The 25,939-nt window shown below is 61.4% G+C and carries 28 protein-coding genes; 16 read left to right on the top strand and 12 right to left on the bottom strand.

The genetic code is table 11. The features are described from left to right. The first annotated feature begins 76 nt into the window (after nt 1-76). From EOW68_RS14720 to EOW68_RS14690, 7 genes are all read left to right on the top strand, one after another. Nucleotides 77-505, top strand: a complete 429-nt coding sequence (locus tag EOW68_RS14720; protein WP_128225927.1) for a 30S ribosomal protein S12 — start codon at nt 77-79, stop codon at nt 503-505. 1 nt (nt 506) lies between these two features. Next, entirely contained in the window at nt 507-1,112 is a 606-nt protein-coding gene (locus EOW68_RS14715; protein ID WP_128225926.1) for a 30S ribosomal protein S7, read from the top strand. A 184-nt stretch (nt 1,113-1,296) separates the two neighbouring features. Continuing rightward, a complete protein-coding gene (locus EOW68_RS14710) occupies nt 1,297-1,881 on the top strand; it encodes a biotin transporter BioY (protein WP_128225925.1) in 585 nt (194 codons plus the stop codon). Further along, nucleotides 1,878-2,591 carry an energy-coupling factor ABC transporter ATP-binding protein gene (locus EOW68_RS14705; RefSeq protein WP_128225924.1) on the top strand — a complete coding sequence of 238 codons (714 nt, stop codon included), beginning with the start codon at nt 1,878-1,880 and terminating at the stop codon, nt 2,589-2,591. Before EOW68_RS14710 ends, EOW68_RS14705 begins: the two co-directional genes overlap by 4 nt. 3 nt (nt 2,592-2,594) lie before the next feature. Next, a complete protein-coding gene (locus EOW68_RS14700) occupies nt 2,595-3,305 on the top strand; it encodes an energy-coupling factor transporter transmembrane component T family protein (RefSeq protein ID WP_128225923.1) in 711 nt (236 codons plus the stop codon). Between the two features lie 82 nt (nt 3,306-3,387). Then, nucleotides 3,388-5,136 carry an archaeosine synthase subunit alpha gene (gene arcS / locus EOW68_RS14695; RefSeq protein WP_128225985.1) on the top strand — a complete coding sequence of 583 codons (1,749 nt, stop codon included), beginning with the start codon at nt 3,388-3,390 and terminating at the stop codon, nt 5,134-5,136. A gap of 62 nt (nt 5,137-5,198) precedes the next feature. Then, nucleotides 5,199-5,900, top strand: coding sequence for a class I SAM-dependent methyltransferase (locus tag EOW68_RS14690; protein ID WP_128225922.1), 702 nt, complete (start codon nt 5,199-5,201; stop codon nt 5,898-5,900). A 22-nt stretch (nt 5,901-5,922) separates the two neighbouring features. On the opposite strand, the gene EOW68_RS14685 is transcribed toward EOW68_RS14690, so the two are convergent. Both EOW68_RS14685 and EOW68_RS14680 read right to left on the bottom strand, forming a co-directional pair. Then, nucleotides 5,923-6,750 (bottom strand): ABC transporter permease, encoded by an 828-nt coding sequence (locus tag EOW68_RS14685; RefSeq protein ID WP_128225921.1) that lies wholly within the window; start codon nt 6,748-6,750, stop codon nt 5,923-5,925. Then, entirely contained in the window at nt 6,747-7,673 is a 927-nt protein-coding gene (locus tag EOW68_RS14680; RefSeq protein ID WP_128225920.1) for an ABC transporter ATP-binding protein, read from the bottom strand. The genes EOW68_RS14685 and EOW68_RS14680 overlap by 4 nt, the downstream gene beginning before the upstream one ends. 168 nt (nt 7,674-7,841) lie before the next feature. Between EOW68_RS14680 and EOW68_RS14675 the strand changes: the two genes are divergently transcribed. After that, on the top strand, nt 7,842-8,642 hold the full coding sequence (locus EOW68_RS14675) for an inositol monophosphatase family protein (RefSeq protein ID WP_128225919.1): 801 nt from the start codon (nt 7,842-7,844) through the stop codon (nt 8,640-8,642). 37 nt (nt 8,643-8,679) lie between these two features. Here the strand turns inward: EOW68_RS14675 and EOW68_RS14670 are convergent, their stop codons facing one another. From EOW68_RS14670 to EOW68_RS14650, 5 genes are all read right to left on the bottom strand, one after another. Next, nucleotides 8,680-10,002: an ABC transporter ATP-binding protein gene (locus EOW68_RS14670; RefSeq protein WP_128225918.1), complete on the bottom strand. Its 1,323-nt coding sequence runs from the start codon at nt 10,000-10,002 to the stop codon at nt 8,680-8,682. Next, nucleotides 9,999-11,021, bottom strand: a complete 1,023-nt coding sequence (locus tag EOW68_RS14665) for an ABC transporter ATP-binding protein (RefSeq protein WP_128225917.1) — start codon at nt 11,019-11,021, stop codon at nt 9,999-10,001. The genes EOW68_RS14670 and EOW68_RS14665 overlap by 4 nt, the downstream gene beginning before the upstream one ends. Continuing rightward, entirely contained in the window at nt 11,018-12,481 is a 1,464-nt protein-coding gene (locus EOW68_RS14660; protein ID WP_128225916.1) for an ABC transporter permease, read from the bottom strand. The genes EOW68_RS14665 and EOW68_RS14660 overlap by 4 nt, the downstream gene beginning before the upstream one ends. Before the next feature lies 1 nt (nt 12,482). Then, on the bottom strand, nt 12,483-13,508 hold the full coding sequence (locus tag EOW68_RS14655; protein ID WP_128225915.1) for an ABC transporter permease: 1,026 nt from the start codon (nt 13,506-13,508) through the stop codon (nt 12,483-12,485). A 90-nt stretch (nt 13,509-13,598) separates the two neighbouring features. Beyond that, the gene (locus tag EOW68_RS14650; protein WP_128225914.1) at nt 13,599-15,476 is read right to left on the bottom strand and encodes an ABC transporter substrate-binding protein; all 1,878 of its coding nucleotides are present in this window, start codon (nt 15,474-15,476) and stop codon (nt 13,599-13,601) included. Nucleotides 15,477-15,626: 150 nt separating this feature from the next. Here EOW68_RS14650 and EOW68_RS14645 point away from each other — a divergent pair, with 150 nt between their 5' ends. The 6 genes from EOW68_RS14645 (at nt 15,627) to EOW68_RS14620 (ending at nt 19,950) form a co-directional block, all read left to right on the top strand. After that, entirely contained in the window at nt 15,627-16,100 is a 474-nt protein-coding gene (locus tag EOW68_RS14645) for a DUF7529 family protein (protein WP_128225913.1), read from the top strand. Continuing rightward, nucleotides 16,097-17,047, top strand: a complete 951-nt coding sequence (locus EOW68_RS14640; RefSeq protein ID WP_128225912.1) for a metallophosphoesterase family protein — start codon at nt 16,097-16,099, stop codon at nt 17,045-17,047. The genes EOW68_RS14645 and EOW68_RS14640 overlap by 4 nt, the downstream gene beginning before the upstream one ends. Before the next feature lie 117 nt (nt 17,048-17,164). Then, entirely contained in the window at nt 17,165-17,950 is a 786-nt protein-coding gene (locus EOW68_RS14635; protein WP_128225911.1) for a DUF7260 family protein, read from the top strand. Nucleotides 17,951-18,043: 93 nt separating this feature from the next. Next, nucleotides 18,044-18,595, top strand: a complete 552-nt coding sequence (locus EOW68_RS14630) for an AAA family ATPase (RefSeq protein ID WP_128225910.1) — start codon at nt 18,044-18,046, stop codon at nt 18,593-18,595. Then, nucleotides 18,592-18,999: an RNA-binding domain-containing protein gene (locus tag EOW68_RS14625; protein WP_128225909.1), complete on the top strand. Its 408-nt coding sequence runs from the start codon at nt 18,592-18,594 to the stop codon at nt 18,997-18,999. Before EOW68_RS14630 ends, EOW68_RS14625 begins: the two co-directional genes overlap by 4 nt. A 57-nt stretch (nt 19,000-19,056) precedes the next feature. Continuing rightward, on the top strand, nt 19,057-19,950 hold the full coding sequence (locus EOW68_RS14620; RefSeq protein WP_128225908.1) for a CBS domain-containing protein: 894 nt from the start codon (nt 19,057-19,059) through the stop codon (nt 19,948-19,950). Between the two features lie 18 nt (nt 19,951-19,968). Here the strand turns inward: EOW68_RS14620 and EOW68_RS14615 are convergent, their stop codons facing one another. From EOW68_RS14615 to EOW68_RS14605, 3 genes are all read right to left on the bottom strand, one after another. Continuing rightward, nucleotides 19,969-21,375 carry a signal recognition particle protein Srp54 gene (locus EOW68_RS14615; RefSeq protein ID WP_128225907.1) on the bottom strand — a complete coding sequence of 469 codons (1,407 nt, stop codon included), beginning with the start codon at nt 21,373-21,375 and terminating at the stop codon, nt 19,969-19,971. Between the two features lie 506 nt (nt 21,376-21,881). Further along, nucleotides 21,882-22,157: a PadR family transcriptional regulator gene (locus EOW68_RS14610; protein WP_128225906.1), complete on the bottom strand. Its 276-nt coding sequence runs from the start codon at nt 22,155-22,157 to the stop codon at nt 21,882-21,884. Nucleotides 22,158-22,550: 393 nt separating this feature from the next. Further along, complete coding sequence (locus EOW68_RS14605; protein WP_128225905.1) at nt 22,551-23,621, bottom strand: asparagine synthase C-terminal domain-containing protein; 1,071 nt, start codon at nt 23,619-23,621, stop codon at nt 22,551-22,553. A 195-nt stretch (nt 23,622-23,816) separates the two neighbouring features. Here EOW68_RS14605 and EOW68_RS14600 point away from each other — a divergent pair, with 195 nt between their 5' ends. Both EOW68_RS14600 and EOW68_RS14595 read left to right on the top strand, forming a co-directional pair. Then, a complete protein-coding gene (locus tag EOW68_RS14600) occupies nt 23,817-24,194 on the top strand; it encodes a helix-turn-helix domain-containing protein (protein ID WP_128225904.1) in 378 nt (125 codons plus the stop codon). Beyond that, a complete protein-coding gene (locus tag EOW68_RS14595) occupies nt 24,191-24,478 on the top strand; it encodes a DUF7521 family protein (protein WP_128225903.1) in 288 nt (95 codons plus the stop codon). The genes EOW68_RS14600 and EOW68_RS14595 overlap by 4 nt, the downstream gene beginning before the upstream one ends. Nucleotides 24,479-24,481: 3 nt before the next feature. Here EOW68_RS14595 and EOW68_RS14590 read toward each other — a convergent pair whose 3' ends face one another. Continuing rightward, nucleotides 24,482-24,946 (bottom strand): transporter, encoded by a 465-nt coding sequence (locus tag EOW68_RS14590; protein WP_128225902.1) that lies wholly within the window; start codon nt 24,944-24,946, stop codon nt 24,482-24,484. Between the two features lie 69 nt (nt 24,947-25,015). After that, the gene (locus EOW68_RS14585) at nt 25,016-25,672 is read right to left on the bottom strand and encodes a chemotaxis protein CheC (protein WP_128225901.1); all 657 of its coding nucleotides are present in this window, start codon (nt 25,670-25,672) and stop codon (nt 25,016-25,018) included. Nucleotides 25,673-25,939: the final 267 nt, after the last annotated feature.

The following is a 25,939-nucleotide window of genomic DNA, read 5'->3' as shown; positions in this document are numbered from 1 at the left end:
CGGGAGCAGCTGCGGGGTACACTGTCAGGACAAAAAGGTGGCTGTTAAGTAGCTCCGTCGGATAGCGACTTGTACTATGGCAAACGGCAAATATGCCGCGCGCAAGCTCAAGAAGGACCGCCAGCAGCGGCGATGGTCCGACTCGAAGTACGCGCGGCGAGAGCGTGGACTGCGCGAGCAGTCCGATCCCCTCGAGGGTGCCCCGCAGGGTCGTGGGATCGTCCTCGAGAAGGTCGGTATCGAAGCGAAACAGCCCAACTCCGCGATCCGGAAATGCGTGCGTGTCCAGCTGATCAAAAACGGCAAGCAGGTCACGGCATTCTGTCCCGGTGACGGCGCGATCTCCTTTATCGACGAACACGACGAAGTGACTATCGCCGGTATCGGTGGCGCGAAGGGCCGTGCGATGGGCGACCTCTCCGGTGTCAACTACAAGGTCGAGAAGGTAAACGGCGTCTCGCTGATCGAACTCGTCCGCGGCAACGCAGAGAAACCAGTCCGATAATATGTCGACAGACCAACCAGAACCCGACGCGCCGGCGAAAAGCGACGGAAGTAACGCACAGCTGTTCGGCAAGTACGACGTCGAAGAGATCGAGTTCAGCGACGTCTCGACGGAGCGGTATATCACCGTGACGCCGATCGCGAACACGATGGGTCGTCACGCCGACAAGCAGTTCAAGAAAAGCCAGATCAGCATCGTCGAGCGGCTGATCAACCGGCTGATGCAGACCGACGAGAACACCGGCAAGAAACAGCTCGCCACCAAGATCACCCGGGACGCGTTCGAGATCATCCACGAGCAGACAGACGAGAACCCGGTCCAGATCCTCGTCCAGGCCGTGGAGAACTCCGCCCCGCGTGAGGAGACCGTCCGCCTGAAATACGGTGGGATCTCCGTGCCGAAAGCAGTCGACGTCTCGCCACAGCGGCGTGTCGACCAGGCACTGAAGTTCCTCGCCGAGGGTGTCTACGGCGACTCGTTCAAGACCGACACCGACGCTGCGCAGGCACTCGCCCGCCAGCTGATCGGTGCCGCGAACAACGATGTCGGCACCTACGGCGTCTCACAGAAAGAAGAAAAAGAGCGCGTCGCGGCTGCTGCCAGATAACGCTCGCGCTGTTTCGACGGGAGTTGTTTTCCCGATTGTTCGTTGATGAGGTGTATCTATAGGTGGTGTAACATGAAATTGAAAAGCGACCGCTGTCGATAACGTTGATCCACCCACCACAAACTCGAACAACTCGTACCTCGTAAACCGCTACATTAATTTCGGTTGACGGCCCCGCTCCTGTATGGCAAGTGAACAGGTGGACTCCGTAGATCTCGTCGAATCCGACACTGTGAGGCAGTTAGCCGGGGCAGTCCTCATCGCTGCGCTGACAGCAGTGCTCGCCCCGTTCTCGATCGATCTCCCCGGTGGCATTCCCTTCTCTTTCCAGGTGTTCGGTGTGTTCTTTGCCGGACTGCTGCTCGGCGGCGTCTGGGGCGGGTTCTCACTGCTGTTGTACGTCCTCGTCGGACTGGCGGGCGCGCCGGTGTTCTCGAACTTTCAGGCCGGCGTCGGCTACTTTTTCGGCCCGACGGGTGGATTTCTGGTCGGCTTCGTCGTCGCCGCAGCCGTCATCGGCTTCGTCGCACACCGATCACTCACACCACAGGAACTCGACGAGCTATCTCCAGTCTGGATCACGCTCGCGCTGGGGGCTGGACTCGCCGTGATCTATCTGATCGGTCTTCCGTGGCTGGCAAGCGTAAACGGGTGGACGCTCTCGCGTGCCGCCTCGTTCATGGCACTCTTCGCCGTCGGTGACGTCCTGAAAGTCGCGATCACGATCGGGATCGTCACTGGCGGTAACGAGTTACTCGTCGGGCGATGATCACCGTTGACAACCTCACTCACTTCTTCGACGGGGAGCCAGCCCTCGACGGCGTCTCGCTGACAATCGAGGACGGCGAGTGGGTGCTACTCGCGGGCCCGAACGGGAGCGGCAAGACGACGCTGGTTCGGCATTTCAACGCCTTGTTCGAACCCGACAGCGGCGAGGTGACCGTCGACGGAACCCCAGCAGGTGACGATCCCGTCGCAGCCCGGACGAGCGTCGGGATGGTGTTCCAGTCACCCCGTGACCAGTTCGTCGCCGCGACAGTCGGCGCTGACGTGGCCTTCGGACCGGAAAATCTCGGCCTCGACCACGACGAGATCGACCGCCGGGTCGAAGCTGCCCTCGCTGCCGTGCAGATGGCAGGCCGGGAAGACGAACGGATCGATTCGTTGTCGGGTGGAGAGCAGGCCAGAGTCGCTATCGCCGGTGCGCTGGCGATGGAGCCCGACCACCTCGTTCTCGACGAACCCTTCGCTGGCCTCGACTGGCCGGCACAGCGGTCTGTCCTCCGACAACTCGACGACCGCTACGCCGAGGGGATGAGCATCGTCGTCGTCACCCACGACGTGCGAGACCTCCTGAGTCGTGCAGACAGCGTCGTGGGACTCCGTGATGGGTCGGTCGTCTTCGATCTCCCACCCGAACAGGCGCGAGACCGGCTATCTGAAATCGACGTTCGCACACCCGGAGATAGCTCCGACTAATCGATGTTGACCTACACGCCCGGATCGACAGTCGTTCACCGCCTCGATCCCCGGACGAAACTGTGCTTCCAGTTCGGGTTCGCGGTCGCCGCCTTCGCGACGCCGACAGTCCTGCGGCTTGCGGGACTGTTCGTCGTCGGGATAGCCTCGCTCTCCCTCTCCGGACTCGCCATTCGTGAGGCGCTCCGGGCGTACTGGTTCGTCTTGCTCGTGCTTTTGCTCGGACCTCTGATCGCAGCCATAACGCTCGGCTCGCCGTGGCTCCGTCTCGATCCAGCCATCGAATCACTCCGATCGGTCGCTCGTATCGTCCCGATCCTGTTCGTCAGCGCCGCGTACATCCACGCGACGCCGGTCCGTGACACCAGGGCGGCAATCCAGCAAACGATCCCCGGTCGCCCGGGACAGCTCCTCGGTGTCGGTGTCGCACTCACGTTCAGATACATTCCAGTTCTCCGGGACGATCTGCGGCAGATCCGGGATGCAGTCAGCGCCCGTGGCGGGGACACACGGTCGATGCAGGATCGAACTGGTCGCATCGCCACACTCATACTCGCGCGTGCGTTGAGCCACTCCGATCGGCTCTCCGTTGCGCTCCAGACACGGTGTTTCGCCTGGAATCCGACACTCCCCCGGCTCGAATTTGCCCGCCGGGATTACCTGGTTCTGGGAGCGACAGTTCTGCTCGCGGCGACGGTGTTCGTCCCGCTATGAGCACGCGGTATCGATGGACAGATACCAGCGGCTGTGTAATCGAAGCCATGAGCGAGAGCGGACGACGCCGGGGGCCGGCCAGATGACCGAGTATTTCGAGATTCACGACCGCGACGGTCCGGCCAGACGCGGCGAACTGCGGCTGTCCGAGTCGGTCCGAACGCCCGGACTGGTCGACGACTACCTCGTCGATGCGGGCAGCGAGTGGACCGCCGAGCGCGACCTGCCCGAAGGCGACGAGTCGATGCTGACAGTGTTGCCCCACCGGGGACTCCCCGGGGGTACGCCCGACGAAGTGCAAGAAGCGTTCACTGTCGACTATCCTGACGTCGACTTCCCGAGTGCGGCAGTCGTTTCGTCCGACACCGCACAGGAACAGGGAACCGACGCCTACATTCTCTCGAACGCACAGGAACTGGCCGGCCACGCGGCGGCGTTCGTCGAGGCGATCATCGAGACGCGAGCGGCGATCCCGTCAGATACCGCCCTCTATCTATCCGGCGTCGCGACACCGGGCAACGTCGCCACACTCGCCTACGCGGGTGTCGACCTCTTCGATACTGACAAAGCCGTCGTGAAGGGGACACAGGGGAAGTATCTCACCACTGACGGCGAGGCGTTTCTCGAAGACCTCGACGAACTGCCCTGTGCCTGTCCGGCCTGCCAGACCCCGCGTTCGGAGTTCGGTCGAGAAGAGTGTGCCGAGCACAACGAACACGTCCTCCGGGCCGCACTCGGCACGGTCAGGGAGCGCATCCGCGCTGGGCGACTCCGAGACTACATCGAGGGGCAGGCCCGCCACGAGCAGTGGTTGACGGCCACCTTCCGGCGACTCGACCAGCAGTACAGCTACCTCGAACAGCGAACGCCAGTGCTCCGGCGGGCGGAGATCACGGCCGCGACAGACGACACCCTCCGCCGGGTCGAGATCCAGCGCTACGCCGAGCGGGTGACGAACCGCTACCACTGTCGGTTCGACAAACCGCTCGTACTGGTGCCCTGTTCGGCCCGGAAACCCTACAGCGAATCCCAGAGCCACGGCCAGTTCCACGACGCCATCCAGTACCGGGCCCACCTCGTCTCGATGACCTCCCCCATCGGCGTCGTTCCACAGGAACTCGAACTGACCTACCCGGCACAGCACTACGACTCGGTGGTCACCGGCAACTGGACCGCCACGGAGATCGAATTTGTCTCGGACATCCTCGCTGCCTACCTCGAATCGAACGAGTATCCCCGGGCGATCGCCCACCTCCCCGGAGACTACCGGGAGATCGTCGAGCGTGCTGGTGAGACGGCCGGCGTCGAGTTCGAGTATACCGTTTCTGATCATCCGACGACAGCCGACTCGCTCGCGAATCTCGCATCGACACTCTCCGAGGAGACGACGTACATGAAACGGGAGCGCCAGCACAACACCCTCCGGGCGATCGCAGACTACCAGTTCGGCGACGGTGCAGGCGACGATCTGTTCGAGGATCTCGCTGTCGAGAGTCGGTATCCGAAACTCCGGGCGAACAGCACCGACGGCGAGCAACTCGCGATGCTCGTCCCGGAGTACGGGCTGCTCGCACTCACGCTCGCCGGCGGCCGACGGTGGGTCGAAAGCGACGTGCCGACGAAACGCGTCGAGATCGACGCCTTCGTCCCCCACGGCTCCGTGCTCGCGCCGGGTGTCGTCGACGCGAGCGAGGATATCCGTGTCGGCGACGAAGTCGTCATCGAGGGACCGAAGGCCTTCGCTGTCGGTCGTGCCGAGATGTCCGGCCCGGAGATGATCGACAGCACACGCGGGATCGCGAGTACTGTCAGGCACGTCGAGGAGAAATAAGATGCGACTCGGTACCGTCGCTCACTCGATTTTTTGCATGTGGGTCGGAATGGCACAGTACGATGGCAGGCGATCCATTCGGTCGCGCACTCCGCGATCACTACCACGGCGAGCGGACGGAACCGCTCATCCAGCGTGACGGCGAGGAGACGCTCGAACACCCGATCGAGGAGTTCTATTTCGGTGATGGCGACGAACTGACCGAGTGGCTCGGACAGCGCCTCGATGGCCCGCTCCTGGATATGGGTGCAGGTGCCGGCAAACACGCGCTGTTCTTTCAGGAGCGTGTCGAGACTGTCGCGATCGAGGTGAACGAACCCCTCGTCGCGTTGCTCCGAGAACGTGGCGTCGAGGACGCCCGGCAGGGCGATATGTTCAGCCTCCGCGAGCAGTTCGACCGCGACCGGTTCGGATCGGCACTCGCCTACGGCACACAGGTCGGGCTGGCCGGATCGATGCTCGGATTGCGCGAGTTTCTCGGTGATCTCGCCTACGTAACTGGGCCGAATGCACGAGCAGTGATCGACAGCTACGATCCGACTCGGGATGGGACTGCCGACCTGCTCGGCTACCGCGGGGACCCGACACCCGGTCTCGCCTCGCGGGTGATGGCCTTCGAGTACGAGGGAGACCGCGGCGAGATACTGCTCTTTCGGCTGTTCAGTCCGGATCGACTCCGGGAGGCCACCATCGGGACACCGTGGACAGTCGAGACAGTCAGAGCCGACGGTGTCCACTATCTGGCAGAGCTGGCAAAGCAGTGACTGGAAAAGACAGCGTCGTCAGTCAGAGGTCATTGCTGTCGAAGCGGATGTAGCCGACTGCCAGCGGAACCGCGATGAGGACACCCAGGATAACGAAGGCAAACCAGTGTTGCATGTGGATCGGAGCAGAGGTTGCGGACGCCTCCGCGAAGTTGGTTCCGTCGAGTTCGACGACAGAGGCGTTCGGGACGTCCTCCCTGAGCGAGAAGATAGCCGCGAGCATATCGAAAAACAGTGCGAAAAGATAGAACCGGTCGAGGAATGCAGGTAGATCGATATCGAGGATGTTGAAGATCGCAGGCCAGAGATACAGCAGGAAAAAGAGCAACACTCCACCGACAGTTGCCTGTGTCTCACTGTTGACGAGTGCGGAGAAGCCGACACCGATACCAACGAACAGGAGGCCGAGGAAGACTGTCGCAAGCAGGAACGCGAACAGTTCGAAGATCGGTGTTACCTCTGCCTGGACCAAAATCAGCAAACACGCCGGCAGAAACCCGACGATAACCGAGATACTCATCACAGCAGAGCGGCCGACGAACTTGCCGATGACCATATCCCGTCGCGAGTGCGGGAGCGACAGCAACAGGTTGATCGTCCCGGTTTCGCGTTCGCGAACGATCGACTTGATGCTGATAAACAGCCCAGTCAGCGGGACGAAAAGCAAGATTCCGAACAGGAAGGCTCCACCGATAACCGAGACAAATCCGGCGGTGCTGTTGATATTTCCATCTGTCGCGAGATAGGCGAGCAGGAAGATCAACAGGACGAACGCACCGATGATGCCCCACAGTGTCCGTGAACGAACACTGTCCTGGAAATCCTTCTTCGCGATCGTCTGCCAACTCATGCCTGTGCACCTCCGGTGGTCGTGTAGGCGGCAAACAGATCCTCAAGCGACGCCTCCTCTGTCGAGAAATCAGAGACCGTCGCGCCGGTGTCCTCGATCGCGCTCAGGACGGCGGTCTTGCTCGCGGCACTGTTGAGGCTGATCGAGAGCATCTCCCCTGGCTGGCGTTCGTCGACGCTTTCGACGCCCTCCATCGCACGGATCGACGCGACCACGCTGTCGGTGAAGCCGACGCCCTCGACGACGAGACTCTCCCCGCCAGGGACGTTGTCACGCAACCCCTCGATCGAATCGTCGGCGACGAGCCGTCCCTCCCGGAGGATGCCGACACGGTCACAGACCGCCTCGACCTGGCCGAGGATGTGACTCGAAAAGAAAACCGTCGTCCCATTGCGGTTCTCCTCGCGGATGATCTCGCGGATCTGGCGGGCCCCGTTCGGGTCGAGCCCGGTCGTCGGCTCGTCGAGGATGAGCAGATCCGGATCGCCGACGAGCGCCATCGCGAGCGTGAGCCGCTGTGCCATCCCTTTCGAGTATCCGCCGGCTTTCCGGTCGGCCGCATTGGCGATACCGACCCGTTCGAGCAGGCGCTGGGGATCGTTCGTCGCGCTTTTCGACTCGATCGCGAATTCGAGGTGTTGCCGGCCTGTCAGCCGGTCGTAGACGTCGTACCCCTCCGGGAGGACACCGATGCGCTGGCGGAGTTCCTTGCCCTGTGCCTGACAGTTCATGCCGAGCACGCTGGCCTGTCCGGCCGTAGGTTTGACGAAATCCAGGATGATGTTGATTGTCGTCGATTTGCCGGCCCCATTCGGGCCGAGAAATCCGAATATTTCTCCGTTCGGAATCTGCAAATCGAGATTCTGTACCGCAGTCAGATTGCCGTATTGTTTGGATAGTCCGTTGAGTTCGATCGCTGCCATCGGATGCGATTCAAATGGCTCGTATATGTATCTTAATATGGGTATCTCGGTCAGAAACAGGCGACTGGGTATCTCTCGAAAGATCCCTGTACTGGAGGTGTGCCCTATATATCGCTACTAGCAATCTTTTTTGAACGATCTCACTTCGAAAGGGGCGTATCGAGCACAATGGATTCCGAGACGCTACAAACAGTGACCGAGGAAAGCGCCGTCGCAGGAGCAACCGTCGCAGCGAAGCGGTTCCGAACCGAATTCCCGATCGAACACAAGGACGGGAAAACAGATGTGGTAACAGCGGCGGATCGCGACGCACAGCAGGCAGTCATCGACCGCATCAGAGAGACGTTCCCGGACGATCCCGTCTACGGCGAGGAGAAAGGGACAGCGACGACGGTTCCGGCGTCGGGACGAGTCTGGATCGTCGACCCGATCGACGGGACGAACAACTACGTCCGCGGGAACCGCCGGTTTGCGACCAGCGTCGCCTGTCTCATTGACGGCGTTCCAGTCACGGCCGCAAATATCCACCCGGCACTGGACGACCACTACCTGGGAACACCGGATGGGGTTACCAGAAACGGAGAGTCCATATCGGTCAGCGACCGCGTCGATCCGGACCGGTTCGAGGTCGTTCCGACGATCTGGTGGGATTTCGACCGCCGGGCAGAGTACGCTGTGGCCACGAGCACGATTGTCGAACGATTCGGGGACCTCCGTCGGATCGGCTCCGCACAGGCCGCCCTCTCGCTTCTCGCTGCCGGTGGCGTCGACGGCGTGATCACGAACGTCGAGACGAACGCGTGGGATACGGTCGCCGGGAGTGCGATGGTCGAGTGGGCGGGCGGCACCGTAACCGATCTCGATGGCGAACAGTGGACACACGACTCCCGCGGGCTGGTTGCCTCGAACGGAGCAGCACACGAGACGTTGCTCGAAACCGCGAGAGAGATCGAAAACGTCAGAGAGTGACCGGCTGCGAGTCGCCGAATCCGTGTGACTGGATCGGTCAGATTTCGTCGGGGTCGTCGTACTCCTCGCGGTGGCGGAGACACCGACTCGTTCGGCCTGTGTCGTCGACGACGTACTCCGCCGGCGGGTCGCGATCACAGACCGAGGCAAACTCTGTCCTGAGCAATTCGAGTGCCGCCGCTGGGTCGCTCCGAGCGGACGTCCTCGCGTCCTCGATTACCTCGTTCGCTTCCGGCGGGAGATCGAGCCCGGCGAACAGCTCTGTGGCGATCTCGTCAACAGTCCGGACGCTGGTTCCGATCCCGAGGCGCCGTTTGAGCGACGCCGATACCCCACTCGAACTCCGAGCGCGCTCTCTGAGAATCGCCCGGAACGTCTCGATGGCGTCGAACTCCTCGGCCGAAAGATCGGGGTACTTCTCCGGCGGGATTTTTGCTGGACACCGGGTCGCGAACGGACAGCCAGAGGGAGGATACCGTGGGTTCGGCGGCGTCCCGCGAAGCGTGATCTCACCGAGCTCGTCCGGCGCAGGGCTCGCGGAGCCGGGGATCGCCGACAGAAGCGACCGCGTGTACGGGTTCGCCGGCGCGTCGAACAGCCGATCTGTCCGACCGACTTCGAGCAGATTCCCGAGATACATCACCGCAACGCGGTCGGCGACGTGCCGGACCAGAGAGAGATCGTGTGCGACGAAAAGCAGTGTCAGGCCGAGGTCGGCCTGCAGTTCTTCGAGCAGGTTGATCACCCGCGCCTGGACGGAGACGTCCAGCGCCGAGACCGGTTCATCGAGGATCAAAAACTCCGGTTCGAGTGCGAGCGCGCGGGCGATCCCCACACGCTGTCGCTGGCCACCCGAGAACTGGTGGGGGTAGCGGTAGAAATGCTCTTCCTGGAGCCCGACGCGGTCGAGTAACTCGAAGACGCGGTCCTCCCGCTCCTCCTGGTCCTGCCAGTCGTGTGCATCCAGCGGTTCGCTGATTATCTCGCCGACAGTCATCCGGTCGTTGAGACTCTCCTGTGGGTCCTGAAACACCATCCCGACGCGGCGCTGCCACTCGCGGAGCGCGGGTCCTTCCAGTTCCGTCAGGTCCGTCCCGTCCACCAGAATCTCTCCGCTCGTCGCGGATTCGAGTCCGACGAGTGCCCGGCTGAACGTGGTCTTGCCACAGCCTGACTCACCCACGAGCCCCAGTGTCTCGCCGCGGCGGATATCCAGTGAGACGCCGTCGACAGCCCTGACCGGTGGATCGCCACCGATCAGCGAAGAATCATCGTACTGGATCTGGAGGTTCCGGATTTCGAGCAGCGGAGCACGACTCTCCTGGCCGTCGGTCTCCTGGGGTTCGATCGCCTGCGTCATTGTTCTCCCTCCGGTTCGCTCTCGCCGGCCAGCAGACAGGCCGCGGAGTGATCCGTCCCGTTCTCACCGACGGCCACAGCGTCGGGAGGAGTCTCGTGACACTCCTCGACGGCGACTGGACACCGCGGTGCGAACCGACAGGACTCGGCCGGCCCGTCCGGCGTCGGTACCTCGCCGTCGAGGGTCGGCAGCCGCTGATCGGGGGGTGTCCGGCCGGGAATACTGTTCAGGAGTGCCTCGGTGTAGGGATGCTCGGGCGCCGCGAGCAGTCGCTCCGTCGGTGCACGCTCGACGATTTCGCCGGCGTAGATCACGTTGATGCGGTCGGCCGTCTCCTCGATGACGCCCATATCGTGGCTAATAAAGAGGATCGCGAGATCCTCCTCGCGCTGGAGTTCGTCGAGCAGATCCAGGATCTGTGCCTGGATCGTCACGTCCAGCGCCGTCGTCGGTTCGTCACAGACGAGCAGATCTGGATCGCAGGCGAGTGCGATCGCGATGACGGCGCGCTGTTGCATCCCGCCGGAGAACTGGTGTGGATACTCTTTCACCCGGCGTGGCGCGTCCGGGATCCCGACCGCTTCGAGCAACTCGATCGCGCGTTCTCTGGCCGCGCTGCCGCGCAACCCCTGGTGGATTGCGAGGGCTTCGCGGATCTGGTTGCCGACCGTGTAGACGGGGTTGAGCGCGTTCGACGGATCCTGGAAGACGATCGAGAGATCGCCACGGTACTCCGCCCACCCCGTTTCGAGCAGGTCCTCGCCTTTGAACTCCAGTGTCCCCTCCTCGACGACGCCGGGCTCGTCGACCAGCCCAAGCAGTGAGCGGGCCGTCACCGATTTGCCCGAGCCGGACTCACCGACGAGACCGACCGTCTCCCCGGGATAGATGTCGAAGGAGATACCGTCGACGGCGTGAATCGTCTCCTTGTCGGTGTAAAACACCGTCCGGAGATCACTGACCGACAGCAGTGGCTCTCGGCCGGGAGTCCGATCGGTCGAGCCGTCGGGGCGGCTCATGCGCCACCACCCCGTCCAGCCGCCCCGCCAGTCCCGGTGTCTGACTGTGGATCGATCGCGTCCCTGATACCGTCACCGAGGGCGTTGAACCCCGTGACGACGAGCGTGATGAGCAGGCCCGGGATCAGCGAGATGTGCCAGGAGCCGGTGTTGACGTACTCCTGGCCGAGCTGGATCGCACGCCCCCACTCCGGCGTCGGTGGTGCGACGCCGAGGCCGAGATACGAGAGCCCGGCAATCGCGATGATCGCGCCGCCGAGTGTCATCGAACCGTAGACGAGGATATAGCCCGTAATATACGGGAGCATGTGTTTGCGCATGATCGTCCAGGGCCGCTGTCCGAAACTCTGTGCCGCGTCGATCCAGGTCCGCTCGGAGATCTGGAGTGCCGGACCGCGGATCGACCGCCACATGTACGTCCAGCCGGTGAACGCGAAGATCAAAGCGAGAACGAACCCGCCGCTGTAGATCTCACCCACCCAGCTGTCGGAGAGAACGGTGATGAGCATGATCAACAGTAGTAACTGCGGCATCGCCATCACCGCATCCGAGAGGAGGACCGTCCCGAGATCGACACGCCCCTTGTAGTACGCCGAGGTCATAGCGAGTGTCACAGCCAACGCCGCGCTCAGTCCGACAGAGAGCAGCCCGATGACCAGCGAGATACGCGACCCGGCGACGATGAACGTGAACAGATCACGCCCGTTGGGTAACGTTCCGAAGGGATGGAACCGACCGAAGTCGTCGTAGCTCATCGGCATCACACGGGACTGGTCACCGGTCGATTTGGAGTTGAGGTTCGCCTCGCCAGTGAGGATCGTTTCGACCTCCTCCGTCTCCGAATTCCAGTAGGTCGTCTCGTAGTCGTAGGAGGATTCCATGTTCTGCTCGACTGTCGTCGGACCGAGCGTCGGTGCGAAGACGACCATCACGACGAACAGAAAGACGATCGTCGCGCCGAACAGTCCCCAGCCATGCGACCGGAACCGGTCGACGATATCGTCACGGGGTGTCCAGTCGGCCACGCGGTACTGCTCTCTGTAGTACCGATAGCCGAGGACTGCCCACACGACCCACGTAAATGCGTAGGCGTAGACGAGGGTGACACGGATCCCCCAGGAAACCGCCGGCGAGAAGCCCATGAACGTCCCGACCCACCGGTCGCCGTTCCAGTGCCCAGCGTTCGGGACGACATCGCGGGAGAGCAGTGTCGGCAACTCCGCCGCACGCCGCTGGGCAACCTCGAACAGCCCCACGAGACGCCCGAGAACGGAGTTACTGGCCTCCGCGGTCGGGAAGATTCCGAGGAGATCCGCGACCAATCCGGTGAGGAAGTGTGCGACTGCGCCGGCCTGGAGGGCGAACAGAAACAGTCCGACTGCGACCCAGGCAGCCAGCTTCGGATCGTCCTGGAGTGGGGCCAGCAGTCGTCGGTTGTCCGCCGGTGTCGTTGTGGCCATCCTACGATCCCTCCAGTCCGACGCGAGGATCGATTACCGTGTACAGTACGTCCTGTAAGAGGTTGATTCCGACTGTCATGAGTATGAATACGTACATCAACGTCCCGACGAGCGGCAGGTCACCCTGGACCGACGCCTGGTAGAACAGCTGTCCGATGCCGTTGATACCGAACACCGTCTCGACCAGCACGGAGCCACCGATCAGCAGGAACGCCTCGCTGGTGATGATCGGGACCAGCGGGATCAGTGCGTTCCGGAAGATGTGTTTCCAGACGAGCAGCCGGCCGGAGACACCCTTCGCTTTCGCAAAATCGACGTAATCCTCGTTTCGAACCTCGAGAATCGCCGTCCGACCGATCCGCATCTCGTTGCCCATCGACGCCGATCCCAGCACGAGCGCCGCCGGCAGGACCTTCTTCGTCGCGGCGACGAACCCGTCCGGCGTGTCGATACGCGTCATATCCGGGCTGCCGGAGATCGCATCGATACTGACGAACAACGTCTCCCACTCGAACCGGTAGCCAAAGAGTACTGGCGAGGTACTGAGCACGGCGAGCAGGATGATCGCGAGCCAGAAGTTCGGCATCGCTCGCCAGACGATCCCACCGAGCGAGGCGACGTAATCCGCGACCGTGTTCGAGTTCATCCCCGCGTAAAAGCCGAGTGGGACACCGATCAGGATCGCGATGAGGACGGACCACAGCCCGAGCCAGAGCGTCCGCGGGAGGAAGTCGAGGATCAATGCGTTGACACTCGATCCCTCGTAGAGCACCCAGGTCTGTCCCAGATCGAACCGCAGGAGACTCGACATCCAGTCGAAGTAGTGCTGGAGCGGTGGCTGGTTCAATCCCAGCTGTGTCTCTGCGGCCTGGTAGGCGGCTGGGTTGCGTAACTGGCCCTCACTGAGCAGCCGGCTGGCCGGATCGATCGGACCCATGAAGATGATAAACCACGTCATCGACGCGCCGAGCCAGACGACCGGAATCGACAGCAGAAACCGCTTGCCGAGATAGCGGAGTCTACTCACGGGCGATCACCGTGTCGGGGGAATCCGATACCGCGAGACGGTAGCGGGACGTGAGTGAATCTAGATAGAGGTTCATATCGCGTCTCGGAGTTAGCGATCCAGCGTGAGATCGTCGAACGCCTGGTTTTCCATGACACCGTGCATCTCGGCGTCGACATCGTCGTGCCAGAACCGCTGGCTGACCGGATGCAAGAAGGGAAGCTCCTGCACCGAGGCCCAGTTCATCTCCTCGACGGTCTGGAAGGCCTCGTTGTGGTCCGCCTCCGAAGTCCCGTCGGCAGCGTAGTTCTCGTCCCAGGACTGCCGGGCAGTCTGTCGGTACTCTTCGGTCGCGTAGCTCCCCTCGGCACCCCACCGGGTGAACTGGTTGCTGGGATTTTTGCCGTGGAGGAATCGCAGGAAGTTCTGTGGCCCGGGATACTCCATCCCGTCACCGAGGCCGAAGATCTCCATATCGCCGCTGACAGCCCGACTGATAATCGTCCCGAACTCGGCCTCGACGATCTCCATATCGATGTAGGCCGACCGGAGTTTCGACTGCAGCCGTGTGAACACCCGGTTGTAGCCGCTATCGCCCGCAATCGTGGTGGCGGTGACCGAGTACCGGTTGTCCTCGCTGTAGCCGTCTTCTTCCATCACGGCGCGTGCGTCGTCGAGTCTGGTCTCCCCGTAGCCGTAGGGGTAGCCGTCCGCAGCAAACTCGGTGTTCGACTGATAGCCCGATTCGGCGTGGCGATCGTAGCTCTCGGTGTTCGAGACACCGCTCTCGAAGGTCGGGTAGGGCGCAGGCGGCGTAATATGATAGCCCGGCTTGCCGGCACCTTTGTAGACGTTCTCGACGATATCGTGCTGGTTCATCGCGTAGGCGACCGCCCGCCGGACCGAAAGGGGGACTTCGAGACAGTTGAATACGATATATTCGGTGGTGAGTGCCGGAATCTCGCCGTAGGCGACGTCCGTCCCGTCGTCTAGCGTATAGGTTCCCAGCGAACGGGCACCATCTTCCTGCTCGACCGAGACGTTGTCCGGATTGAACGCCGCAGTCGGGATCCCCTCGTCGAGAATGTCGGCATTTTGGTTTTCGAACCGCTGGAGACGCGTGTTTCCGTCACCGACGACGGTGAACCGGATCGCGTCGAGTTCCGGCGCTCCGTCGTAGTACTCCTCGAAGGCTGTGAGTCGGATCTGGCTCCCCTTCTCCCAGGAGTCGACCTGGAACGGACCAGCCCCGGCGAAAGTCGGGCCATCGCCGCTGGTGCTGAAAAATTCGTTGTACTCGTACTCGCCCTCGTACCCCTCGATATCGCCGACCGAGTTCGCCGGGATGATTGCGAACGCGCCGCCAGCGATCTGGAAGAGGGTGTACTGGAACGGCGACGCCAGCGTCATCTCGACGGTGTACTCGTCGACCGCCTCGACTGCGAGACTTTCCGGAACCACGTCCTCCAGAGTCTCTTCGTCCGTCGGCTCCGTCAGCGTCGCGTCCCGTTCGTGTTCGACGGTCAGTGTCTGCCCCACGATGTCGTCTTTGTTCCGGGAGTTTTCCGACTCGGCGAGACGCCGGTAGGAGTAGACCACGTCCTCGGCGGTGACGTCGGTCCCATCGTGAAACGTGGCATCTTCGCGGAGTTCGAACGTATAGGTGCGGCCGTCTTCCGACAGCTCGTACCCCTTCGCGAGCCCGGGCTCGGGCGGATAGAACCCATCCGGGAAGTACATCAACTGCTGGTTGTACTGATTGTAGCCCGCACCGGATCCCTTCGCGTTCGTCGGGTCGAGTGTCTGAATCGATCCTGTCGCCATCAACTGGAGTTCCGCTGTCGAACCGGATTCGCCCGAGTTGCCCGTCGAGTTGTCCCCGGATTCGGGGTCACCTGCGTCCGTGTTGTCCGAACAACCTGCGAGTGCAGCTACGACACCGGCACCGGCAGCGGTCAAAAATCCGCGTCTGGAACTGTCTTCCGACATCAACCCGACGTTCAGAGTCGACACATATGATCGTTGATAATAGTACTATACGCCAAAAATACAGGAATAACGATGAATATAGTCTATATATACGTAAATAAATTTAATTAATCGGAATATATTTGAATAATTAGCAGAAAACGTGAGGCGATGTCAGCAGAGACACCAGACGAGAGGACTGCGTGGGACCGAACGCTCGAAGAGGCAACAGAGATGGCGTCTGATCTCAGGCACAAAAACTGGGAGGTTACTGTCGTTCGTGCGGGGCACGTCGCCGCGGTTGCGCCGGACAGCGGAACAGAGCTTTCGGGGTTGATACATATCGCACCGGACGATACGGGAGCAGACCTCCAGTCGTTTCTCGAACGCGGCTCGCTCGACCAGTACAGCATCTATCGGCGGACGATCGGTCGGAACCTGTTTCTGGTAACACGGATCAGCGATCCCGAGAGCCGGCTCGCAGTGATACTCGTCGGGACGGTCGATCTCGACCGGGCGCGACCGCTGGCCGAGCAGGCCCACACACGCGAGGAGATACAGCTACACGTCAGGCTGCTCGACGGTACCCATCTTGCGACGTTCTACCACGAGAATCCGGAGCATATCTTCCCGGAGGAACGATGACGACGCCGAAACCCGGCCAACTGCTCGCAGACCTCGACCGGCCGGCTCTCTCGACACCGGTTCGGCTGGCCGCCGTCGCCGATCCACACGTCGCCACGCGGGCCGAAGGAACGTCGAAGCTGTTCGAGCACACACCAGATCACTTCCGTGCCGCAGTCGACGATATCGCCAGCCGGGACGTCGACGCAGTCCTGTCGCCGGGCGATCTCACGAAAGACGGCGAGGCGTGGAACGCCAGGGAAGTCGAGACGACCCTGGAGAGACTCGATGTACCGGTCTACGCCGTTCCGGGAAACCACGACGTCCCGAAAACCGGAGACGATCACGACTCGATCCGAGTTGCCGACTTCGCCGAACGGTTCGGCCCCGGGAGGTACCCGTTCCACCAGCGCGTCGGTGGGCTGGATCTACTCGGTGTGAACTCGGCAGGCGATAGCGAACGACTGACCGATACCCACGACGGCTGTGTCGATTCGACACAGCGCGAGTGGCTCGCCGCCAAACTCGAGGAAACTGATACTCCGCTCGTGCTGTGTCATCACAACCTCCCGGCAGTGACAGATCAGCTCCGCAGTCACCGGGAAACGGTCGCTGCGGAGATGGCAGTTCCCCCGACGATGCGAGAGGTAGACGCGCTCGTCGACGTGCTGGCCAGCGGTGGGTCCCCGCTGGTTCTGACGGGTCACTTCCATCTGCCGCTCACCGGTGTCGACCGCGGCGTCCGCGAGATTGCGGTCCCGACGACCTGTTCGTTTCCACAATCGTATCTGTTACTCGATATCACGTCGGCGGGAACCGAGATCCGACTCGTTCCGGTCGCAGACACCGACGGGCTCGAACTGGCACACGAACAGCGGGCGACGGACTCACCGACTGCCCGGGGGCTGACCTCGATCGGGGCGGCACGCCTGGCCGCGTTGCCACTCGTCGAAAGCAGAGGGGAGTGATCCCTCGGTATGTGACCCGACCACATCTCGAATCTGATATATATCGCTCTATCGCAGTTTGCATACCGCAGTAGAACTACTAGAAACGACTAAGAACAGCTCACTGAAGATTAGACTATGACCGGATTAGCTGACCGTTCTCCACCCGAGCGCATCGAGTGTGCACTCGATGCGATCGACAGAGAGGACAGCCGAACGACAGCAGAGCGTGATGCAATGCAAGCGTTTCGTGACCGGATCAGTGATCTCTCTGTCAAGAGTCCGACCACGGAGTTCAGTCCAGTAGCGGTCACGTCGGCTACCGACCGAACACGGGCGGTACGGACAGTTCGGAACCAGTACGAGTCGACGGTTATGGCAGTCCCGCACTACGAGGAGGAGTACGACGAGAGCTATACGGAACATGTCCACCAGGAGTTCGGCCCGGATGTTGCGACGATACTCGTCCACGGCTCGGGATTCGAACGCCGGCACAAACAGGCCCTTCTGGCTGCAGTAAGGGAGTCGATCGCAGTACGAGAGAAGCTATTAGAGACACTCCAGGCGGAGCGTGCGTCGGTGACAGCGTTGCAGAAGCCGGTCTGTTCTCTGGCGAGGGATCTGGAGAATATCGAGACCGCTTCAGTCGCGGACGAACCGGTCCAGCTGCTCGATGGCTACCGATCACGGCTCGACATCCTGAAAAAACGGTGTCACGAGCTGATCGAACGCCGCCAGTCCGAGATGGTCGACAAACGCCGCGAACTACGACTACCGATAAGCGGGCCCGATATCCCCACCTACGTCTACAGTGACCTCCCGGTCAACTATCCAGTTATCAAAATACTGACGGAACTGATCGAGACGGCTGCAACCGCGAGAGCAACACTCGAAACGAGACTGTCACAGCGGTCGCAAGCGTGAACGACGGCGACCGTTCGATTCGGGACCAGCTTCCAGTGATCTGTCACCGTCTCCGAACGCAGTGTTTATCTGCCGTCTCGGCAAACACCGGCCATGAGCGTATTCGGATTCGTGGGGTTGCCGGGCAGCGGCAAAAGCGAGGCTGCAGCAGTTGCCGAGAGACTCGACATCCCCGTCGTGACGATGGGTGACGTGATCCGGGCGGAGTGTCGCGACCGTGGTCTCGATCCGGCCACCGATCACGGCCAGGTCGCACAGGCCCTGCGGGAGGAAAACGGCCCCGCTGCGATCGCTGACCGATCACTCCCGATCATCGAAGCCGAACTCGAAGACGCGGAGACGGTCGTCGTCGACGGCATCCGGTCGGACGTCGAGGTCGACCGGTTCGAAGACGCGTTCGGCGAGCAGTTCACGCTCGTCTGTGTCGAGGCACCGTTCGACGTGCGCGCACAGCGACTGGACGCCCGCGGCCGGGATGCCAGCGCCGACGACGGCGGCGAGACGCTCGCAGACCGCGACCAGCGCGAACTCGACTTCGGGATGGGAGAGGCGATGGAACAGGCCGATCTAACGGTCGAAAACACCGACTCGCTGGCGCAGTTCCACGACACGATCGAGTCGATTCTCGACGGTGAGAAAGCGTGATCTACAGTATCGAGGCCGAAATCACAGCCCCCGTCTACGACACCGAAGTGACGGACAGAGTCGCCGATGCGATGCAGGCACTCTTCCCCGATGCCGAGCCGGAACACCGTAACGGCGAACTGACGGCGACGGTGCACACGCTCGACGAGTTCTCCGAGCAACTGCACCGACAGGCGATTCTCGACAGTGCCCGTGGTGTCTTTTTCGGCAACCAGCGCGGCGACAGTTTCTCGTTTCGGCTCAAAAAGCAGGCTGCCTTCGAGGGAGTCGTGAACTTCGTCGTCGACGAGCCGGGTGAACTGGGAGTCATTACGGTCAGCGTCCGGGTCGAGGAGCCGTCCGTCGAGGAGTTCGTCGATCTGATTGCACCGCCAACCGAAGACGGCGAGCCGATCGAACCCTAGTCGTTACGGTTCTTTGCACTGCATTGATCTGTACGGGAGTCGTCAGTTACTGTACCGATGCTCGCACCAATTACCATCAGAGAGATCATGCAGACACCGGTCGAAACGGTCACACCGGAGCAGTCGGTCCAGCGTGCTGCCAGCCGACTCGTCGGTGGGGAGATCGGCTCGCTGGTGATCTGTGAACACGAGACTCCCATCGGGATCATTACCGACGTGGATCTCACAGAACTCGTCGCCGATGGGAACGACCCGGAGACGACGACAGTCCGGGAGATCATGTCGAGCCCACTGATCACCGTCGACCAGTCGGCATCGATCCAGATAGCAGCCGAAAAGATCCGCGAACACGGGATCAAGCGACTGCCCGTCGTCGGCGAGGCGGGGACACTCGTCGGGATTGTGACGACGACAGATCTCTCGAACTACATCCCCCATCTGGTCCGGCACAAACGCGATCACAGACCCGGGAAAGAGCAAACTCGTCACGACGTTCGTGCAGATACCGCCTACGAGAACGACGACTGGGAGTACGAGTACTTCGGTGACGAGGGACAGATCGACGTCGGTGATACTGTGACCTTCTCGAAAACAGTTGGCGAGGAGGATATCCGGGCGTTTGCAGAGGCGAGTGGTGACACGAACCGACTCCATCTCGAAGCGCCGTTCGGCGAGAAGACGCGGTTCGGTGAGCGGATCGCCCACGGGACACTCGTCGCCGGGCTGATCAGCGCAGCACTCGCACGGCTGCCGGGGCTGACGATCTATCTCTCACAGGATCTCTCCTTTCTCGGCCCTGTCCAGCTCGACGAGCGAATCACGGCGGAGTGTCGCGTGATCGAACATCTCGGTGAGAACCAGTTCCGACTGTCGACGGACGTACTCGGCTCGGACGGGGAGGCAGTAATCGAGGGCGAGGCTGTCGTGATCTCGGATACGATTCCGGAGTAGCGGTCGCAGGTGAACGGATCAGTCGCCGAAGGGGTTGCCGCCGCCACCCATCCCACCGCCGGGGCCACCAGGGCCGCCACCGCCGCCCTGCATCTGTTTCATCATCCGCTCCATGTCGGCGTCGCCCATCCCCTGGAACTGTTTGAGGGTCCGCTCCATCATCTTGTGTTGCTGGAGCAGTTCGCGGATCCGATCTTCAGGTTTGCCGGAGCCACGGGCGATCCGTCTCGTCCGCTGTGCGCCGACGATCCGTGGATTCTCCATCTCCTCGTCGGTCATCGAGTCCATGATGACCTCGAAATCACGCATCCGCTCCTCGGTGACGTCCATCGCGTCGTCGGGGAGTTGATCCTGGATCGAGCCACCCAGCCCAGGAATCATATCCATCACCTGATCGAGCGGCCCCATCCGGTTCATCGCCTCCATCTGCTTGCGGAGATCCTTCAGGGTGAACTGCCCCTCCATCATATCCTCGGGGTCCCAGTCCTCGTCTTCCTCCTGGGCTTCCTCCATCGCGCGTTCGACACGCTCGGTGAGCTGTTTGAGATCGCCCATCCCGAGCAGCCGGGAGACGAAACTGGAAGATTCGAACCGCTCGATGTCCTTGACCGTCTCACCAGTACCCAGGAACGCAATCGTCGAGTCGGTCTCGTTGACGGCAGCCAGCGCACCACCACCTTTCGCCGTCCCGTCGACTTTCGTGACGATCACGCCGTCGATACCGATGGTCTCCTCGAATTCCTGGGCCTGCTCTTTGGCGCTTTGCCCCATCGCCGCGTCGATGACGAGCAGATTTCGGTCGGGGTCGGCCTGGGCATCGATACGCTCGATCTGGTCGATCAGCTCCTGGTTCAGCGCGTCCCGGCCAGCCGTGTCCACGATCTGGACGTCGGCGTCGGCGGTTTCGAGCAGTCCCTCTTCGGCGATCTTGACCGGATCGTCGCTGTCCGGGTCGCCGTAGAAGTCGACCTCGGCGGACTCGGCGAGCTGTTTCGCCTGGTCGTACGCGCCGGGTCGGTCGGTGTCTGTCTGGATGATCGCCGGGCGCAGTCCCTTCTTGGAGAACCACCACGCGATCTTCCCCGCAGTCGTCGTCTTCCCCGAGCCATACAGCCCGGCGAGTAGGACAGTCTGTTCTTCGAGTGGGATCTCCGTCGACTCGCCGAGCAGATCGACGAGTTCCTCGTAGACGATGCGCAACACCCAGTCCCGTAGCGAGGTGCCGGCGGGTGGCTCCTCTTCGAGGGCGCGCTGTTTGATGCTATCCGAGAGTCCCCGGACGAGTTCGATATCAACGTCAGCCTGAATGAGCGACCGCTGAATCTCCTTGACGATGCCGTCGACATCCTCCTCGGAGATCCGCGATTTCCCCCGGAGTTCGTCGAGCGTCCCCCGGAGTGAACTGCCAAGATCGTCGAGTACCATTTGCCGACTCTACGAGACCATCCGGGTAAAGCCTTTTTCTCGCAATCGTTCAGTGTGGGATGGAGAACCAGATGGTGAAATCGAAAGGATTGTTATGGAACTGTAACAGCTCCCTCCGTGAAGACTCGAACTGACCGTTCCAAACGGCAAGAAAGCCCCGAGGGGCTGAACTCGGGGGTCTCGCTGCGCTCCTCACCCTCCGGGTTGCGGTGCTTACGTCGTCGGCCTTCGTTCAGCCCCTCGCCCCTTTCAGTCCCGCCCGATTGGATTTCCAGGCCGGGCGGGACTGAAAGGGGCCGTCCGTTCGTCGAGTGAGACGACGCAAGCACCGCAGACCGAAGGTCGAGGAGCGCAGCGAGTCGCAACCGACGAACGGCCGGGGGCTTTCTTGCTGTTCGTAGAATTGTCTTTGAGTGCTCTACAGCGGACTGATCAATAGATTCAGAGACAGAAGAGCAGATCCGAGTCTCGCAACACCACCGCATCCAGACCCCCCAGAAGACAGATCAGACTTCGACGTACTGGTCTTCCCACTCGCGCCGGGCCTCGATCTCGCGCCGGCCACGCCGTGTGAGACTGTAGAAGTTGGTTCGACGGTCGCGCTGCCCTTTCTCGACGAGCCCTTTGTCGACGAGCGTGTCGAGGTTCGGGTACAGCCGACCGTGGTGTATCTCTTTTTCGTAGTACTCTTCGAGTTCCTCCTTGATCGCGAGCCCGTGGGGCTCCTCCCGCCCAGCGATCACGTATAGCAGGTCACGCTGAAATCCTGTCAAGTCGTACATTTGTAATATACAGCAGTATGTTATTGTCTGATTATATTAAATATTTCGTTCCATATACATCAGGGAACAGTGATTGACAGCAGCGAATAGTATCGGGAAGAGACACCCCGACAGAAAGTCACTAAAATCAAAAACAGCAGCGTAAACACGACGCATATGGCGGCTGTATCACGGTGCAACTGCTCCCGAAACACCGCTTGCGTACGTGTATGTGACGGTGGATCTACAGCGGAATCGGTGCTGCACGACAGAAGGTACCAGGGCACGGTAATCAGATTGATACTACCGGCTGCGTAGAATAGTATCGAATCAAACTAGATCGGGTAGCTGGGTATATCAGACACACAATATATTCGTACATCACTCGATTTAGAGAGATAACGTAGGACGTGACTACAGACACTCGGATTCGATGTACAGTCGGATGTGGTCGTCGCGCCGTCGTTTGAACCCGTGCTGTCGGGCGAGGCGGTCGAGTTCACGCGCGACGAGGCTACCGTACTGGACGGCTTTTTTCTCCCGGAAGACGACCTGATCGGGGAGCCACCGGCGGGCGGCGAGTCGTAGCGCCCACTTTCGCTCGCCGCGGTGGTTGACGAGAAGTTCCCCGGGCAGGGAGAGCGCAGCCTCGACGACCACGTTATCCAGCAGCGGAACGACGGGCTCGACGCCTGCAGCCCGAAGTGCGAGCACGTCGCGTTCGAGCTGGTTCGGCAGTGTCTCGACCATCTCGCGGCGGGCACCACGGACCGTATCGGCGCTGACCCGTGGATCTCCGGATGCCTGGGCGACTTTTTTGTAGCCACCGAACAGTTCGTCCGCTCCCTGCCCGAGTGCGAGACGGTCGAAGCCGTCCCCGCGGACCCGTCGGGCGAGGACGAAAATCGGGAGCGCAATCTCGATATCCATCGCGTTCGTTCGCCCGGTCGCATCGACGACAGCCGGCAGCGCGTCTTCGAGATCCGCCGGTTCGAGTTCCATCACGCGGAGATCGGCGTCGAGCAGCGCCGCAGCGGAGCGAGCAGCCTCGATATCGTGACTCCCGGGAAATCCGACGGTGTACAGTGGTGCATCGAGCCGGGCAGCAAGAATCGCCGAGTCGAGCCCACCGGAAAATGCGATCGCCAGATCGGTGTCGTCGACACGACCGACGGCCTCGTCGACGGCCGCTCTGACGCTGTCGACACCACCGGTCGGTTCGAATTCGGGAAGAGTGATCCACTCCCGGCACTCGTCCCCGTCGTGGACGTGGCCGGCTGGCAGTCGCCGGGGCGTATCGAGATCGGTTCGGTCGTGGCTCCAGCGGGATGGCTCGTCGCGCTCGTAAAAGAGCGGGTAGCGACCGAGGACATCCCTGACGAGTGTTCCATCGATTGCACCCGCGAACCCACCGCGTCCGGCGAGTGGCTCACCCGCCTCGAGTGCAGCACGGACGGGCTCGTCGTCAGCACCTGAAAGCGTCATCAGAACAGCTGCCGCTGGGCGCGGCGGGTTACTGATGCACAGATCGGACGATACGAACCGGACGCGTTACTCTCTACGGCAAGCACAGCAGTGAGTTCGAGCGAGGTTTTCAAAAACAACGCGGTCTCGCCCCGAAAAATACCCGCGCTACAACGGTCAACAGTTTTACTGCGTGAGACGATAGCCTCTAGAGAGATGGGTCCCGGTCCAGAGGGAGACGGCGACCAGTTGGAGCTGGCATCGGTACTCGACGCCCTCAACGACGAGAGCTGCCGGCAGATTGTCGAAGCACTATCCGAACCAATGACCGCCGAAGAGATCTCGGAGGTGACTGATATCCCACTCTCGACGACGTACCGGAAACTCGACCGCCTGACCGACGCCGGGCTGTTAGAGGAGGGTGTCGAGGTACGCAAGGACGGCCAGCACGTCAGCCGATACATACTTGTTTTCGACGAGGTCAGTATCGGACTATCCGACGACCGAAAACTCGAACTGGATCTCTCGCGGAGGGAGACGACCGCTGACGAACGGCTCGCAGCGCTCTGGACGGAGGTCAGAAAAGAAACATGAGTCCACACGTACCCACGACGACGCTCATCCTCGGGTTCAAAACAGTTACACTCGTGCTGGGCGGCCTCATAACGTTGCTCGCGTACAGATCCTACAACCGCACCGGCTCGCGAGCGCTTGGTGCACTCGCGGTCGGCTTCGGCATCATCACGCTCGGTTCGTTTCTCGGCGGTGTCGTCGACCAGTTACTCGACGCGGGCTTCCAGCTCGGGCTCCTGATCGAGAGTGGACTCGTCGCCGTCGGCTTCGCGGTCGTCGTCTACTCGCTGTACACTGACAAGTGACGTTCAAAGGAAGCCGAGCCTGTTCGCCGACAGCAAGCCGGCAACGGAGAGCAACAGCACAGATAACACGGATGCCAGGAGGAAGAACGGACGGGCCTGGCGGGCGGGCTCTCTGACCTTGTCACGACCGCTCCCGTCGGCGAGTTTGCCGGCAGCGACCTCGACGACGCCGATGAGCAAAAACCACAGCGTGAGCATCGACAGGACGAGATAGCCCCCGTTGGTACCGGTCAGCGTCTCACCCGTGTAGACAGTGCCTGCCATATGGCCACCGGTGAGAAAGAGCAACAGGGCACTCGTCCGCGAGACAGTCTTGATCTTGCCAGCAACGCTTCGCAGTGGGGTGGCATCGAGATTGCCCGCCCGGGCGAGGGGAACAACAGCGTAGGTTGCAAACAGGACACTGCCGGTCCAGAGCCCGGCAAACAGTGAGTGTAAAACGTACGCCGCTGCGTTGATCGGTTCCATGGCTGGCTCTCTGGCAGCCACCTACTCAAACGAACCGGTTTGGAACGCAGAACTGCCGTCGTGCCGTCCTCAGAACGCGCGGTCGTCGTTGTGCCGGGCCGTGAGATCGTCGATCTCGCGGATCTCCTCGATATCCAGCTTGTCGATGAGGTTGACAAATGCGCCTGGATCGGGAACCAGGAAGATCCGCAGCTGGAACTCGGTCTCCCGGTCTTTGAGGTCGACGACAGAATCGAGGACGATCGACAGCGAGTCCGAGTGAATGTGCGAGAGTGTCTCCTCGGCGATGACCGCTGCATCGTCGTATTCGAGCTGTGGTGTCTCCATGTTGATCGTCGTTTCGAGCGTGTTCGCGATCCCGTCGATGAATCCGGAGGTGAGGATGTTGCACATCTCCTGGAGTGCACTCTCCTGTAGCTGGTTGAGCTGGCCGTCGTCGACCGCCTGACCAGTCATGTGTTTGGCAATCTCGTGGGCAGTCAGATCGTCGAAGGTCATCAGAAAGACACCGTAGGGCGGTTCCGTCAGGCGAATATTGGCGTGGTAGAACTCGCCGCTACCGATCTCGTGGGGAATATCCTCCGGTTCGACAAAGGAGAGACTCTTGATCTGGATATCGGCCTCGATATTCGCCATTGTCGAGAGTGAATCCGCGACGTTTTTCGCCCCATGTTGAATCAGCTTCCCGATAATTGTTAGCTTCCGAATATCGATCAGGATCGGCATAGCTCATACTGCCGGCTGTAAATTCGTAAAGATATGCGCCACCCCGGGATGGCGCAATTCTTCAGTTTCTTACAGCCGGCAGTATCACCTACCGGAGATGTGGGGTTAGGGTTTACGGCGGAAACACTGTTATCAATGATGTACGTGTTTACCCCGAGGATTCTAGGGTCGGGACAGCAAACTCTCGTGAAACCATCTCGTTGTCTCGGACAACTCGCTTGAGTTCGTCGTAGGGATTGCGTCCCTGCTGGCTCCACGTCGCCAGCA

Source organism: Halovenus amylolytica, assembly GCA_004015825.1.
GTDB lineage: Archaea > Halobacteriota > Halobacteria > Halobacteriales > Haloarculaceae > Halovenus > Halovenus amylolytica.
Note: the sequence above shows the minus strand (reverse complement) of the source record. Positions and strands in the feature narration are given on the sequence as shown.

Excerpts from the sequence above, each read along its gene's own strand:
- EOW68_RS14720 (WP_128225927.1), top strand. The coding sequence starts at position 77 with ATGGCAAACGGCAAATATGCCGCGCGCAAGCTCAAGAAGGACCGCCAG.
- EOW68_RS14715 (WP_128225926.1), top strand. The coding sequence starts at position 507 with ATGTCGACAGACCAACCAGAACCCGACGCGCCGGCGAAAAGCGACGGA.
- EOW68_RS14710 (WP_128225925.1), top strand. The coding sequence starts at position 1,297 with ATGGCAAGTGAACAGGTGGACTCCGTAGATCTCGTCGAATCCGACACT.
- EOW68_RS14705 (WP_128225924.1), top strand. The coding sequence starts at position 1,878 with ATGATCACCGTTGACAACCTCACTCACTTCTTCGACGGGGAGCCAGCC.
- EOW68_RS14700 (WP_128225923.1), top strand. The coding sequence starts at position 2,595 with ATGTTGACCTACACGCCCGGATCGACAGTCGTTCACCGCCTCGATCCC.
- arcS (WP_128225985.1), top strand. The coding sequence starts at position 3,388 with ATGACCGAGTATTTCGAGATTCACGACCGCGACGGTCCGGCCAGACGC.
- EOW68_RS14690 (WP_128225922.1), top strand. The coding sequence starts at position 5,199 with ATGGCAGGCGATCCATTCGGTCGCGCACTCCGCGATCACTACCACGGC.
- EOW68_RS14685 (WP_128225921.1), bottom strand. The coding sequence starts at position 6,750 with ATGAGTTGGCAGACGATCGCGAAGAAGGATTTCCAGGACAGTGTTCGT.
- EOW68_RS14680 (WP_128225920.1), bottom strand. The coding sequence starts at position 7,673 with ATGGCAGCGATCGAACTCAACGGACTATCCAAACAATACGGCAATCTG.
- EOW68_RS14675 (WP_128225919.1), top strand. The coding sequence starts at position 7,842 with ATGGATTCCGAGACGCTACAAACAGTGACCGAGGAAAGCGCCGTCGCA.
- EOW68_RS14670 (WP_128225918.1), bottom strand. The coding sequence starts at position 10,002 with ATGACGCAGGCGATCGAACCCCAGGAGACCGACGGCCAGGAGAGTCGT.
- EOW68_RS14665 (WP_128225917.1), bottom strand. The coding sequence starts at position 11,021 with ATGAGCCGCCCCGACGGCTCGACCGATCGGACTCCCGGCCGAGAGCCA.
- EOW68_RS14660 (WP_128225916.1), bottom strand. The coding sequence starts at position 12,481 with ATGGCCACAACGACACCGGCGGACAACCGACGACTGCTGGCCCCACTC.
- EOW68_RS14650 (WP_128225914.1), bottom strand. The coding sequence starts at position 15,476 with ATGTCGGAAGACAGTTCCAGACGCGGATTTTTGACCGCTGCCGGTGCC.
- EOW68_RS14645 (WP_128225913.1), top strand. The coding sequence starts at position 15,627 with ATGTCAGCAGAGACACCAGACGAGAGGACTGCGTGGGACCGAACGCTC.
- EOW68_RS14640 (WP_128225912.1), top strand. The coding sequence starts at position 16,097 with ATGACGACGCCGAAACCCGGCCAACTGCTCGCAGACCTCGACCGGCCG.
- EOW68_RS14635 (WP_128225911.1), top strand. The coding sequence starts at position 17,165 with ATGACCGGATTAGCTGACCGTTCTCCACCCGAGCGCATCGAGTGTGCA.
- EOW68_RS14630 (WP_128225910.1), top strand. The coding sequence starts at position 18,044 with ATGAGCGTATTCGGATTCGTGGGGTTGCCGGGCAGCGGCAAAAGCGAG.
- EOW68_RS14620 (WP_128225908.1), top strand. The coding sequence starts at position 19,057 with ATGCTCGCACCAATTACCATCAGAGAGATCATGCAGACACCGGTCGAA.
- EOW68_RS14615 (WP_128225907.1), bottom strand. The coding sequence starts at position 21,375 with ATGGTACTCGACGATCTTGGCAGTTCACTCCGGGGGACGCTCGACGAA.
- EOW68_RS14610 (WP_128225906.1), bottom strand. The coding sequence starts at position 22,157 with ATGTACGACTTGACAGGATTTCAGCGTGACCTGCTATACGTGATCGCT.
- EOW68_RS14605 (WP_128225905.1), bottom strand. The coding sequence starts at position 23,621 with ATGACGCTTTCAGGTGCTGACGACGAGCCCGTCCGTGCTGCACTCGAG.
- EOW68_RS14600 (WP_128225904.1), top strand. The coding sequence starts at position 23,817 with ATGGGTCCCGGTCCAGAGGGAGACGGCGACCAGTTGGAGCTGGCATCG.
- EOW68_RS14595 (WP_128225903.1), top strand. The coding sequence starts at position 24,191 with ATGAGTCCACACGTACCCACGACGACGCTCATCCTCGGGTTCAAAACA.
- EOW68_RS14590 (WP_128225902.1), bottom strand. The coding sequence starts at position 24,946 with ATGGAACCGATCAACGCAGCGGCGTACGTTTTACACTCACTGTTTGCC.
- EOW68_RS14585 (WP_128225901.1), bottom strand. The coding sequence starts at position 25,672 with ATGCCGATCCTGATCGATATTCGGAAGCTAACAATTATCGGGAAGCTG.